Origin of the sequence: Guptibacillus algicola, assembly GCF_020171805.1 — a bacterium.
GTDB lineage: Bacteria > Bacillota > Bacilli > Bacillales > Guptibacillaceae > Guptibacillus > Guptibacillus algicola.
On the sequence record NZ_JAIVAF010000001.1, the window covers coordinates 1,089,056 to 1,101,803 of the forward strand.

Sequence of the window (12,748 nt, forward strand, 5' to 3'; positions counted from 1 at the left end):
AGAGTAATACTACATTTTAGGGAGGATATAATGAAGATTAATATACTCGGTTGGATGTTATACGGGAACTTTCTACTAACAACTCTGATGTATCTTTACCTCTTCCAATACAGGAAGCTAATCGGTTTTCAATTGGGGATGAACATCTCAATAATTGTGGGGGGAATAACGGCACTGTCAACTGGAGTTGTGTTAATTTATCAATATCCTTTTCACTTTGTATTAATAACAATACTTTCTACTTTAACTGGAGTAACTATAGGGAGTTTATTTGGGGGATTATTTGATTATCAAACGTTGCTAACTGGATATGGTAACGGAATGATGCTTGGACTTATGTCTCCTATGATTGGATCAGCAGCAAATAATAACTTTCCATTTCTGATCTTCATTGAAATGTTGCTTATGGTTTCATACCTACTGTTATTTTTGTCAGTTAGGAGATCGTAATAAGGGGATGTTGCTTTTGAAGTTGTATCTCTTTTTATCTCTTATAGTTAATTGTGTAATGGGGTATCTTGTTTTTGTAAAAGGAAGAAAGTCTCGCAAGTTATTTAGCGATCGTTTTGCAATCATATCATCTACACTGTATAGTACCAGTCTTTGCTTCACTATTGGCTTACACCTTTTTCTCCTACTACAAGATAAATCGAGTGCGATCATTATTTCAACGGTTATAATTGGCGCAATCATAGGCACCTGTATTGGAGCGTTAGAAACATTTAAATCTTTGCTGATAGGCTATTTTCATGGTATGACAGCTGCTTTGATGGGAACGATGCTTGGGGCGATACTCGTAGACCCTTCATTATGTAGATTACCAAGCTTATATAGCTTACAAATAGAACAGAATATAATTGGAATGAGTGTATTCATTACTCTTTTGACTACCGTAACTTTTGGGTTATTGTTAGCATCCTTTAGAGTATGAATCCAAACAATAAACCCACCTTTGGTGGGTTTTTAAAGTCTTAGATCAATCCATGGAGTATACCAAGTAAGGTAAAGACTACAAGATGATCACCGATCGCGATAATAAAGGCTTTTTTACTCATTAAGCCAAACAGGTGATTTTTTAAATAGACCATCGTAATAACCGTACCTATGAGCAATCCGATTCCTGCACCGGACAATACTCCTACTTCCCCGCTCATCTGTACAAATAACGCGACGATAAAAGAAGAAATGAATGCAATCAGAACTGCAAAAACGTACTTGATAGCACCTTTTGTTTCTTGTTGTGAAAACGATTCGTTCTTACTCTTCTTGTCCGATAACAAGACAGAGTAGTATATCCCCCCATATACCATATATAACAATCCACCAGCAATAAAAGCGATAATACTTATATCAGTCATAAGAATTCCTCCGATACTATTTTGGTTCAATCGCTAAACCTATTGCCTTAATTTTGCAATTCACTGTTAAAGAATTTTCTTCTCGTTCCAATTGAACAACCTCAATGGGATTACTCAAGTATCGATAGCCACTCTTTGGCAACCAGATACTATAGAGTTCGGCATAACACTCGATGATCTTCTCTCTCTCACTATAATGTAAAGGTTCTTCAAACTCAAAAAGGACGTGATTACCCCCTTCAAAATCCCCTATTACTTCGTCTTCCAAGTCTTGATATTCCAAGTGTAACCCTAAACAACACTCATATTGACTTTTCTCAGGTGGGGTAATGTAAGGGTTGTTCTTAGGGATGCCAAATGTAAAAAGATGATCTTGATGATATCCTCTAGCATTTGCCCAGTGATACAGCTCTTCCCAAACCTCTGGAAGTCCTTCTGTATAAGGTCCCGTACAAATCCGCTTAACGGTAGAGCATCGCTTCAATTGAACTGTTTTTACGGCAGATAGGTCTAACCACCTAAATTCATTATAGTTGTTCGTTTGAGAAACAGCTTTCATATTATTGTTAAGTAGTTTAGATTTCTTGCTATCTTGATATTCTCTAGTAAATCGTTCTAGATAAGCTCCTTCTCGCCACCGCTTAGGACTCATTTCAAAATATGCTTTAAATGAGTATGTAAAGTAAGACAAAGACGAGAAGCCAGACTGATATGCGATTGTTGTAACCGGCATATGGGGCTCATAAATCAACAGGTGAGCTGCATTTTCTAGTCGAAGTCTTTTGATATAGTTCGCCGGTGATTCTCCAACAATTTTTTTGAATAGTCTTTGGAAGTAATACGGAGAGTATGTTGAGACTTTCGCAACATTTTCGAGCTGTAACGGTTCAGTAAGATGAGCTTCTATGTATTGCAACACTTTACTTATCTGTTTATTCTGTTCATGTTCAGGGGTCATGATAAAACTCCTAACGGTCACGTTTTATACTGTTTTAGAATTTTCAACATTATCTACCCATTAGTTTACCATGAAAATAAAAAAAGACTCGACGTCTTGAGTCGAGTCCTTCATCATTTTGTTATTCATTCTCATTTTCTAAGCGAGACAACCTTGTTCTTTGAACTTTTTTTCTCATGAATTTAATCAGGATAAACATCGAAACTACTGCTAGTAAGAGGATAAGTCCCAAGTTCGATTGCAGCGAGTTTACATACAACCATGCCATCACGATCATCGGAGGGATGATACCAATAGAAGTGGTCCAGGTGAATTGCCAGAACGTGATTGTTAATAAACCGGCACCATAGTTAAGTAAGTTAAACGAGAATAAGGGGATAAGTCTCAATGTGAATAACCCAGTTAGGCCGTTTTTGGCGAACCAGCTATCAAACTTCTGGAGTTTTTCATTCGATACGAATTTGACTACAAGAGGCCGACCAAATAATCGCGCAAGATAAAACGATAAATATGCGCCCAACATAGACCCGATCCATGTATAAATAAGTCCAAGAGTAAAGCCAAATATATAGATGTTAGCAAACAAGATGATTTCAGAAGGAATAAAGATGACACTGTGGAGAATCATGAGAGAAATTGCAAAAACCGGTCCCCAGTGTCCCAAGTTCAACATGTAGTCCTTTAAATCTTCTAACCCATTCTTTGAAAATAAGATGCTTACTACTTCTCTTAATGAGGGAGTTAGCATGATAATTAATCCAATGAAAATCAATGCGGTTATTAGTACTATGCGCGTAGCTTTTATATACTCACTTCCTTATTAAAAGGACTGTTTCTAAAGATTATTTCTATTAAAAAAACCACCAACATATGTATTGGTGGAGACGGTGGGAGTCGAACCCACGTCCAGAGATATCGGCACTTAAGCTTCTACGAGTGTAGTCGTTATATTAGCGTTTCACTACAATTCAGCCTAACGACAGGCTTCCTTGTAGCTAGTCTGATTAATCTCTTCCGACTTTCCTCAGACGGTGGATCGTCGGCGTATCCCACTTAAGTTGAGTCCCTTACCCTACCACATGGGCGATGGAGGGAGGAACCGCAAAGCAGTTTATGCTGCTAGTGCGAAGTTGTTGTTTTCTTTGCCAATTATAGGCGTGGCGTTTTTAACGTAGCTCGCCAACTCGACTCGCGACTTAAGCTCGACCTATCCCTGTCGAATCCGTAACGTCCCCATGTGAATGAGAACCGAAAACGGGAAGCACTTAAGCTTATATGGATGTTTCGGTACTTTTTATTATAACATATGAGCGTTTGTAATCAAATGGAAACTATATCCGTTGACGCTCTTTCAATGCTTTATCCACTTCACGCTTCATTGTCTTATCTTTCAGATCCTGGCGCTTATCGTACTTTTTCTTACCCTTAGCTAGGCCTAGAAGCACTTTTGCATAGCCATTCTTAATATAGACTTTCAGCGGAATAAGTGTATAACCTTGTTCTTTCGTAAGGCCAATAAGCTTATCAATCTCTTTCCGTTTCATCAATAGCTTACGTGTACGAGTTGGATCGTGATTATAACGATTTCCTTGCTCATACTCGTTGATGTGCATATTCAGGAGAAAGATTTCACCTTTACGAATGATGGCATGAGAGTCTTTTAAGTTCACACGTCTTGCCCTGAGGGATTTGATTTCAGTACCCTGTAGAACTAATCCTGCTTCGTATGTTTCGATAACTGAATAATCATGTCTTGCTTTCCTATTTTGTGCAATAAGATTACCATCGCCTCTTGGCATGACTGTTCCCCCTCTCAAGCGTCAAAAACCAGTATAACAAGATGGTCAGAATAAGTCAAGATGACCTATTCCGACCAAAATGTGCTTGTTACCTCTTATTTTTTTCCAGGCTTACGCTTTTTCTTTTTTGATTTCTTTGTGCCTTGACCGTTCTTTGGCGGCGTAAACTTACGCTTTTTGGAACCTTCATCTGTCGTCTTATTGGATTTACCACGCTTCTTACGTTGACCGCCTTGGATAACCTTAGGGCTCTCTTTGCGGCGACGCTGTTTAGGTGGTTTCATTCCGACGATTTCGAAGTCGATTGCTCGTTCATCGACATTGACGTTCTGGACGCGAATCGAAATCTCATCACCGATTCGATAAACATTCCCTGTACGTTCACCGATCATAGCGTATGCGCCCTCATCGTAATGGTAGTAATCGTCAGTTAGGTAGCTTACATGAACGAGACCTTCGATTGTGTTCGGAAGTTCAACAAACAGTCCGAAGTTCGTTACACCACTGATTACGCCTTCAAACTCTTCCCCAACTTTGTCTTCCATAAACTGTGCTTTTTTCAGATCATCTGTTTCACGTTCGGCATCAACTGCTCTTCTTTCCATCGCAGAAGCGTGCTGTGCAATTTCTCCAAGCGCTTCTTGCCATTTTGCGCGCGTTTGGTTGTCGACCTTCTTTTCGAAAAGATACGTACGAATCAATCTGTGTACGATTAGATCCGGGTAACGACGAATAGGAGATGTGAAGTGTGTATAGAACTCTGTCGAAAGTCCGAAATGCCCAAGACTCTCAGGGAAGTATTTCGCCTGTTGCATAGACCTAAGCATCACTTTACTTATGACTGCTTCTTCCGGTTCACCTTTCACTTCTTCTAATAGCTCTTGAAGAGCACGTGGGTGTACGGTGTTCGCATTTCCGCGAATAGCATAACCGAAGTTCGTGATGAATTCAAAGAACGTATCTAGCTTTTCAGAATCTGGATCTTCGTGAATACGATACATGAACGGGATATCCATCCAGTGGAAATGCTGTGCAACGGTTTCGTTTGCAACGAGCATGAATTCTTCGATGAGTCGTTCTGCTACAGAACGTTCTCTCAAAACGATTTCTTCTGGGCTTCCCTCTTCATCTACAAGAACTTTTGCTTCAGCGAAATCGAAGTCAATTGCGCCTCGTTCGAAGCGGTTTTTACGTAAGATTTCAGCAAGCTCTCCCATACCATCAAAGAATGGCACTAGTGACTTATAGCGTTCAAGCACCTCATCATCTTCACGATTTAAGATCTTTCGTACATCAGTGTACGTCATTCTTTCGGTTGTTTTGATGACACTAGGGAAAATCTCATGGTTAACAACTTCACCACCAGTGGTGATTTCCATCTCGCATGAAATCGTCAGTCTGTCGACCTTCGGATTCAAACTACAAATTCCATTTGATAACCGGTGAGGAATCATAGGTATTACACGGTCAACCAGATAGACACTTGTTCCTCTTTCTAATGCTTCTTGATCGATTGGGGAGTTTTCAGTCACGTAATACGTTACGTCAGCGATATGGACGCCAAGCTTGTAGTTCCCGTTGGATAGTTTTTCAACGTTAACAGCATCATCAAGGTCTTTTGCATCTGCACCATCGATCGTAACGATCGTCTCGTCTCGAAGGTCTCTACGGCCCTCTATTTCTTTCTCATCGATTTGATCTGGCGTTTTTGTCGCCTGATCCATCGCAGCGTCTGGAAATTCTCCAGGAAGCTCATGCTTGTGGATGATGGAAAGAATATCTACACCCGGATCATTTTTATGACCAAGAATCTCAGTAACTTTTCCTTCAGCACTCATTCTTCCTTCAGGATACTTCGTAATTTCAACGACTACTTTGTGTCCATCTACAGCACCAGCAGTGGAGCCTTTTGGAATAAATATATCATGAGGAATTCGCTTATCATCTGCTATTACGAAACCAAAATGCTTACTATCAGAATACGTTCCGACAGTCCGCTTCACACCTCGTTCAATGATGCGAATAACCGTACCTTCTGGGCGGGAACCAGACGACTTAGAATGTAAGCGTACGATGACACGGTCTCCGTTCATTGCTCCGTTCAAATCGCCTTGATTGATGTATACGTCTTTCTCGTCTGTTTCACCTTCAGCGATTAGAAACGCAAATCCTTTTGCGTGAACTTGTAGTTTACCTCGAACAAGGTTCATCTTTTCTGGTAAACCATATCGATTTGTTCGCGTCCGTACGATAAGACCATCGTCTTCCATCTTATTAAGAGTTTGAACGAAATTTTTGAATTCACTTGAATCTTCAAGTCCAAACACTTCTTCAAGTTCTTTAACGGTTAGTGGTTTATATGCTTCGTCTTTCATGTAACTCATTATTTTCTGCACGTGTTCTTCTGCCAAATCGTTTCACCTTCCTTCAAATATGTTAATGTGATTTTCACTCTTTCCAATCGAGTCCATTTAAGAATTCGAGGACATCTTGATGAAGTTCTTCTTTTTCTTTTCCAAGCGTAATTGCGTGAGTTGAATTCTCATACCATTTAAGGCTTTTCTCATCTGACTCGATGTTGTCATGAATCACATTAGCACTATCTGTATTGATCATTTCATCATGTCTTGCTTGAACCACGAACGCTGGAGCATAAATCATATCGATGTTTTCTCTCACGTCGTAGATTAAATCTCTTAGCTCACCAAGAGTGTTCATAGGTGTTTCTTTGAACGCTTCCATTTCTTCTTCTATTTGCTCAGGAGATTTACGTTCGTATTTTTTATATTCTCGCGCATATGCAAGAACGCCCTCATACATGGTCTCTTCATCTTTCATATCCATTGGAGCACACATGGGTACGATTCCCTTTACAGGAACAGTATAGCCTAGCTTGAGCGAAAATACGCCTCCTAGGGATAATCCTACAACTGCGATTTCTTCATATCCCATTTCCTTCAGCTTGTTATATCCTTCTTCTACGTCTTTCCACCAATCAGTAGGTCCCGTATGTACTAATTCTTCCGGTGGCACGCCGTGTCCTTTATATTGTGGAGCATGACAGGTATATCCTTGCTCCTGTAAATATCTCCCCATCATCCGGACATCTGCTGAGTTTCCTGTAAACCCATGGAGCATCAATACCGCCCTATTGCCTCCTTCAAATGTAAACGGCTTTGGTGCAACAACTTTCATGATGTGTTCCTCCTCCTAAATCTCTACCTATCTGTAGCTTTTCCTTAGATTTATATGATTATCATTTCTATCTGCATTTTACCTTTTTCATAAGGGAGGCTAAAGGAAAGTGCTCCTGTTATTTTTCCTACCCTGATTTATTATGTAGAAAACCATCTAGTACCCTTTGTTATTCATGCCTAACTTTTTAGGAAATAAAAAAGCAGCAAGTGGTTCATCACTTGCTGCCCCCTGCGTTACACGAGGTACGCAACTAGAATAGAAAGAACAAAGAATAGTACTGCGAGTACTACCGTTATTTTATTTAATACGGCTTCAAAACCGCGTGCTTTTTGCTTTCCAAATAACTGTTCAGCGCCACCAGTAATTGCTCCTGATAAACCTGCGCTTTTACCTGATTGAAGCAATACTACAGTGATGAGTAAGATCGATACGATGATTAACGCAATAGATGCTGCTAAATGCATGATTCCACCTCCCGGACATTAACCTTCCAATACTATAAATTTACCACAAAAAATTCGATAAAAGCAATAAATTTTGGAATACGTCGTTCTAGCAAAAACAAAACCCCCTCATGGATATGAGGGGGAATAGCAGACCTTACTTGTTAGCAAGGTTATAGAAGCTTGTCTTACCACCGTATACTGCAAGATGCTCTAGCTCATCTTCAATACGTAGTAGCTGGTTGTATTTCGCTACGCGGTCCGTACGAGACGGTGCGCCTGTTTTGATTTGTCCAGCGTTTGTCGCAACAGCGATGTCAGCGATCGTAGTATCTTCTGTTTCACCAGAACGGTGAGAGATAACAGCTGTGTAACCAGCGCGTTTCGCCATTTCGATTGCTTCGAACGTTTCAGTAAGTGTACCGATTTGGTTCACTTTAATAAGGATTGAGTTACCAACGCCGCGCTCGATTCCTTCAGAAAGTTTGTTTGTGTTTGTAACGAACAGGTCGTCACCAACAAGCTGAACTTTCTCACCAAGTGCTTGAGTTAGCTTCTCCCAGCCTTCCCAATCGTTTTCATCTAGACCATCTTCAATGGAGATGATTGGGTACTTCTCGCAAAGTTGGCTATAGAATTCGATCATTTCTTCAGATGTCTTAACGACACCTTCACCAGCAAGATCGTATTTGCCGTCTTTGTAGATTTCAGAAGATGCTACGTCAAGAGCAAGCATAACTTCTTCGCCTGGCTTGTAACCAGCTTTTTCGATTGCTTCAATGATTGTTTGAATTGCTTCTTCGTTTGAACCAAGGTTAGGAGCAAATCCGCCTTCGTCACCAACAGAAGTGTTAAGACCTTTTTCTTTAAGAACACCTTTCAGGCTGTGGAAGATTTCTGCACCAGTACGTAGTGCTTCCTTGAAAGAAGGTGCGCCAACAGGCATAACCATGAATTCCTGGATGTCTACGTTGTTATCAGCGTGTTCTCCACCGTTAAGAATGTTCATCATTGGTGTTGGAAGAGTTTTCGCGTTGAATCCACCAAGGTAAACATAAAGTGGAAGCTCAAGCTCTTCAGCAGCAGCACGAGCTACAGCCATGGATACGCCTAGGATTGCGTTAGCACCTAGCTTCGCTTTGTTGTCAGTACCATCCATGTCGATCATCATGTTGTCGATTCCAAGCTGGTCATAAATGCTCATGCCTACTAGTTCAGGAGCGATTGTTTCGTTAATGTTAGCTACTGCTTTTTCTACACCTTTACCAAGGTAGCGGCCTTTGTCGCCATCACGAAGCTCAACTGCTTCGTATTCGCCAGTGGATGCACCAGATGGTACCATAGCGCGTGATTTTACGCCTGCATCTGTAAATACTTCTACTTCAACTGTTGGATTGCCACGGGAGTCAAGGACTTCGCGTGCATATACGTCAGTAATGATTGGCATATTGTCATCTCCTTTTAATTTAGGTTATTTAATTAATGATTTTCCTGTCATTTCTTTAGGTTGGTTTCCACCTAGTAGTTCAAGAAGAGTCGGAGATAGATCCGCAAGAATTCCATCTGTACGAAGCTCTGCTCCTTCTTTAGTAACAATAACAGGTACAGGACTCGTTGTATGAGCGGTCATTGCGTCACCATCGAGTGTCGTAACTTCATCAGAGTTCCCGTGATCAGCGGTAATGATAGCATTTCCGCCTTTTTCCTTAATTTTATCAACAATCTTACCAAGACATTCGTCAACAGCTTCAATGGCTTTGACTGTAGGTTCGAGCATTCCGGAATGCCCCACCATGTCTGGGTTAGCAAAATTCAATATGATTGCATCATGTTTATCCGCATCAAGTTCTTTCAGTAACGCGTCCGTTACTTCATAAGCACTCATCTCCGGCTGTAAATCATAAGTAGCAACCTTAGGGGAGTCGATCAGAATACGTTCTTCCCCAGGGAATTCCTCTTCACGTCCACCACTAAAGAAGAACGTTACGTGAGGATATTTTTCAGTTTCAGCGATACGAAGCTGAGTATAATCTTGTTGAGACAGTACCTCACCAAGGGTGTTATCAAGATTAACTGGTTTAAAGGCAACATCTGCACCCACTGTTTCACTGAAGTGTGTCAATGAGACAAAGTGAATGTCTTTTGGATGATTTTCGCCACGGTCAAAGCCACGGAAATCTTCATTTGTAAAGACTTGTGAAATCTGAATTGCTCGGTCGGGACGGAAGTTAAAGAAGATGACTGCATCTTCGCTATCTACCGTCGCAATTGGTGAGCCGTCTTCTTCAGTTAGTACGGAAGGAAGAACAAACTCATCATAGATTTCATTCTTGTAGTTATCATCGATAACTTCATATGGGTCTTTGTATGAAGGACCTTCACCATAAGCAAGCGCTTGGTAAGATTTCTTAACCCGGTCCCAACGCTTGTCACGATCCATCGAATAATATCGGCCTGATATCGTTGCAAGGCGTCCTACTCCGAGGTCGTCCATTTTGTCTTGAAGCTGCTTGATGTAAGTCTTAGCTGATTGCTGACCAACGTCTCTTCCATCTAGAAAGCCGTGCACATACACATTCTTAACATCTTTCTTAGCTGCGAGCTCAAGAAGAGCAAAAAGATGTTTGATATGACTGTGGATTCCACCATCTGAAAGAAGTCCGAACAAGTGTAGGCTTGTTCCTTTTTCCTTCGCGTGATCCATCGCATCAATAAATGTTTGGTTCTCGTAAAAGTCGCCTTCTTTAATAGCAAGGTTTACTCTAGTCAGACTTTGATAAACGATACGGCCGGCACCGATATTCAAATGTCCAACTTCAGAATTCCCCATTTGCCCGTCTGGAAGACCAACAGCTTCCCCTGAAGCTTCAAGGGTTGCGTGTGGATACTGATTCCAATAGCGGTCAAAATTCGGCTTATTAGCCTTTGCTACTGCATTTCCTTTCTCTTCATCTCTAAGGCCGAAGCCGTCGAGAATGATGAGAGCATTTGGCTTCTTAGGCATTCTGACCAGCCTCCAAAAGCTGTAGGAAAGACTTAGCATCTAGACTAGCGCCTCCAACAAGAGCACCATCGATATCAGATTGACTCATAAGCTCATCGATATTAGCAGGTTTTACACTGCCGCCGTACTGAATTCGAACAGCATTTGCTGCTTCTTCAGACGTTTCTTCTTTAAGAACGTTACGAATAAATGCACATGCTTCATTCGCTTGCTCACTTGTTGCAGTTTTACCTGTTCCAATTGCCCAAATCGGTTCATATGCAATAACAGCCTGAGATACTTGTTCATTCGTAAGGCCTGAAATCGCTTTTTGGACCTGTACTTTCACAACAGCTTCCATTTCGTTGCTTTCACGCTGTTCCAGCGATTCCCCAACGCAAATGATCGGTGTGATATTATGTTTGAACGCTGAATGAGTTTTTTGGTTAACGATTTCGTCCGTTTCACCGAAAAGCTCACGACGTTCAGAGTGACCAAGGATGACATATTCTACGCCAAGATCGTTAAGTGCCACAGGGCTAATTTCACCTGTGAAAGCCCCATTTTCCTCAAAGTGCATGTTTTGTGCACCAGTCATTAGCGCATTGCCTTTAAGCTCATCCGTTAGATAATCAAGGAAAAGAGCTGGAGCACAGACGACTGAATCCACGCGGTCGCCACTTGGAATTAGTCCTTTTACTTCATCGACGAAGCTCTTCGTCTCAGTAAGTGTTTTGTTCATCTTCCAGTTCCCTGCGATGATTGGTTTACGCATGTTCACTCACCATCCTTTTGGTAGTAGTAATTGTAATTTATTTATCGTTTAGTGCAACGACTCCAGGAAGTTCTTTTCCTTCCATGAACTCAAGAGATGCACCGCCGCCAGTAGAGATGTGGCTCATACGATCTGCATAGCCAAACTTCTCAACAGCTGCTGCGGAGTCACCGCCACCGATAATTGAATAAGTATCGTTCGCATCAGCAAGAGCTTCAGCTACTGCCTTCGTACCATTTGCATACACATCAAGTTCAAATACACCCATAGGGCCATTCCAGATAACTAGCTTGGAATCTTGAATAACGCTTTTGTACGTTTCTCTTGTTTTCGGTCCGATATCAAGAGCTTCCCAGTCAGAAGGAATTTCTTCGATGCTTACAGCTTTCGTATTCGCATCATTTGAGAAATCATCTCCAATGATAACGTCCTGTGGCATATAGAAATTAACGCCTTTTTCTTTTGCTTTATCCATGAAGGATTTTGCAAGCTCAATCTTATCTTCTTCAAGAAGAGATTGACCGATTTCATGACCAAGTGCTTTTACGAATGTATAAGCAAGACCGCCACCAATAATCAAGTTGTCCACTCTATCGAGCAAGTGGTCGATTACGCCGATCTTATCTTTTACTTTCGCTCCTCCTACGATCGCTGTGAATGGGCGAGAAGGTTCTGTAAGCGCACTACCAAGTACTTCAAGCTCTTTTTCCATTAAGAAACCAGCTACAGCAGGGATGTGGTGTGCGATGCCTTCAGTTGAAGCATGTGCACGGTGAGCTGCTCCGAATGCATCATTCACAAAAAGATCTGCCATATTAGCAAATTCTTTCGCAAGATCAGCGTCGTTCTTCTCTTCACCAGCTTCAAAACGTACGTTTTCGATCAACAGAAGGTCACCTTCTTGAAGATCACTGATCGCACGATTCACTTCATCACCATATACTGCATCTGTTTTTGTAACTGTTTTTCCAACTAGGTCACTCAGACGGTCAGCAACAGGATCCAGACGAAGTTCATCGACAGCCTGACCTTTTGGACGACCAAGATGACTTGCAAGAATTACCTTTGCTCCCTGCTCAGAAAGATACTGAATCGTAGGAAGTGCTGCTTTGATACGAGTTTCATCTGTGACGTTACCGTTTTCCATAGGTACGTTAAAATCAACGCGGCAAAATACCGTTTTACCTTGCAAAGCTACGTCACGAATCGATTTCTTGTTCATACGGATATTCCT

General features: G+C 41.3%; 13 protein-coding genes and 1 other RNA gene. 2 read left to right on the plus strand and 12 right to left on the minus strand.

Annotated elements, in window-relative coordinates:
• The first annotated feature begins 30 nt into the window (after positions 1 to 30).
• Together LCM09_RS05725 and LCM09_RS05730 are read left to right on the plus strand one after the other, a co-directional pair.
• On the plus strand, positions 31 to 450 hold the full coding sequence (locus LCM09_RS05725) for a hypothetical protein (protein WP_224879455.1): 420 nt from the start codon (positions 31 to 33) through the stop codon (positions 448 to 450).
• 58 nt (positions 451 to 508) lie between these two features.
• Positions 509 to 931 carry a hypothetical protein gene (locus LCM09_RS05730; protein ID WP_224879457.1) on the plus strand — a complete coding sequence of 141 codons (423 nt, stop codon included), beginning with the start codon at positions 509 to 511 and terminating at the stop codon, positions 929 to 931.
• A gap of 40 nt (positions 932 to 971) precedes the next feature.
• Here LCM09_RS05730 and LCM09_RS05735 read toward each other — a convergent pair whose 3' ends face one another.
• The 12 genes from LCM09_RS05735 to LCM09_RS05790 form a co-directional block, all read right to left on the minus strand.
• Entirely contained in the window at positions 972 to 1,358 is a 387-nt protein-coding gene (locus LCM09_RS05735) for a DUF1761 domain-containing protein (protein WP_224879459.1), read from the minus strand.
• Positions 1,359 to 1,374: 16 nt separating this feature from the next.
• Complete coding sequence (locus tag LCM09_RS05740; RefSeq protein ID WP_224879461.1) at positions 1,375 to 2,316, minus strand: helix-turn-helix domain-containing protein; 942 nt, start codon at positions 2,314 to 2,316, stop codon at positions 1,375 to 1,377.
• Between the two features lie 121 nt (positions 2,317 to 2,437).
• Positions 2,438 to 3,064, minus strand: coding sequence for a TVP38/TMEM64 family protein (locus LCM09_RS05745; protein WP_224879463.1), 627 nt, complete (start codon positions 3,062 to 3,064; stop codon positions 2,438 to 2,440).
• 128 nt (positions 3,065 to 3,192) lie between these two features.
• Positions 3,193 to 3,551: a transfer-messenger RNA gene (ssrA, locus tag LCM09_RS05750) on the minus strand.
• 96 nt (positions 3,552 to 3,647) lie between these two features.
• Complete coding sequence (gene smpB, locus LCM09_RS05755) at positions 3,648 to 4,115, minus strand: SsrA-binding protein SmpB (protein WP_224879465.1); 468 nt, start codon at positions 4,113 to 4,115, stop codon at positions 3,648 to 3,650.
• Positions 4,116 to 4,210: 95 nt separating this feature from the next.
• Complete coding sequence (rnr, locus tag LCM09_RS05760) at positions 4,211 to 6,499, minus strand: ribonuclease R (RefSeq protein ID WP_224879467.1); 2,289 nt, start codon at positions 6,497 to 6,499, stop codon at positions 4,211 to 4,213.
• A 64-nt stretch (positions 6,500 to 6,563) separates the two neighbouring features.
• On the minus strand, positions 6,564 to 7,313 hold the full coding sequence (locus LCM09_RS05765; protein WP_318246495.1) for an alpha/beta hydrolase: 750 nt from the start codon (positions 7,311 to 7,313) through the stop codon (positions 6,564 to 6,566).
• Between the two features lie 233 nt (positions 7,314 to 7,546).
• A complete protein-coding gene (gene secG / locus LCM09_RS05770) occupies positions 7,547 to 7,777 on the minus strand; it encodes a preprotein translocase subunit SecG (protein ID WP_224879471.1) in 231 nt (76 codons plus the stop codon).
• Positions 7,778 to 7,913: 136 nt separating this feature from the next.
• On the minus strand, positions 7,914 to 9,203 hold the full coding sequence (gene eno, locus LCM09_RS05775; protein ID WP_224879473.1) for a phosphopyruvate hydratase: 1,290 nt from the start codon (positions 9,201 to 9,203) through the stop codon (positions 7,914 to 7,916).
• A gap of 24 nt (positions 9,204 to 9,227) precedes the next feature.
• Positions 9,228 to 10,760 carry a 2,3-bisphosphoglycerate-independent phosphoglycerate mutase gene (gene gpmI, locus LCM09_RS05780; RefSeq protein WP_224879475.1) on the minus strand — a complete coding sequence of 511 codons (1,533 nt, stop codon included), beginning with the start codon at positions 10,758 to 10,760 and terminating at the stop codon, positions 9,228 to 9,230.
• On the minus strand, positions 10,753 to 11,514 hold the full coding sequence (gene tpiA, locus LCM09_RS05785; RefSeq protein ID WP_224879477.1) for a triose-phosphate isomerase: 762 nt from the start codon (positions 11,512 to 11,514) through the stop codon (positions 10,753 to 10,755). The genes gpmI and tpiA overlap by 8 nt, the downstream gene beginning before the upstream one ends.
• Positions 11,515 to 11,551: 37 nt before the next feature.
• Entirely contained in the window at positions 11,552 to 12,736 is a 1,185-nt protein-coding gene (locus LCM09_RS05790) for a phosphoglycerate kinase (RefSeq protein WP_224879479.1), read from the minus strand.
• Positions 12,737 to 12,748 lie beyond the last annotated feature (12 nt).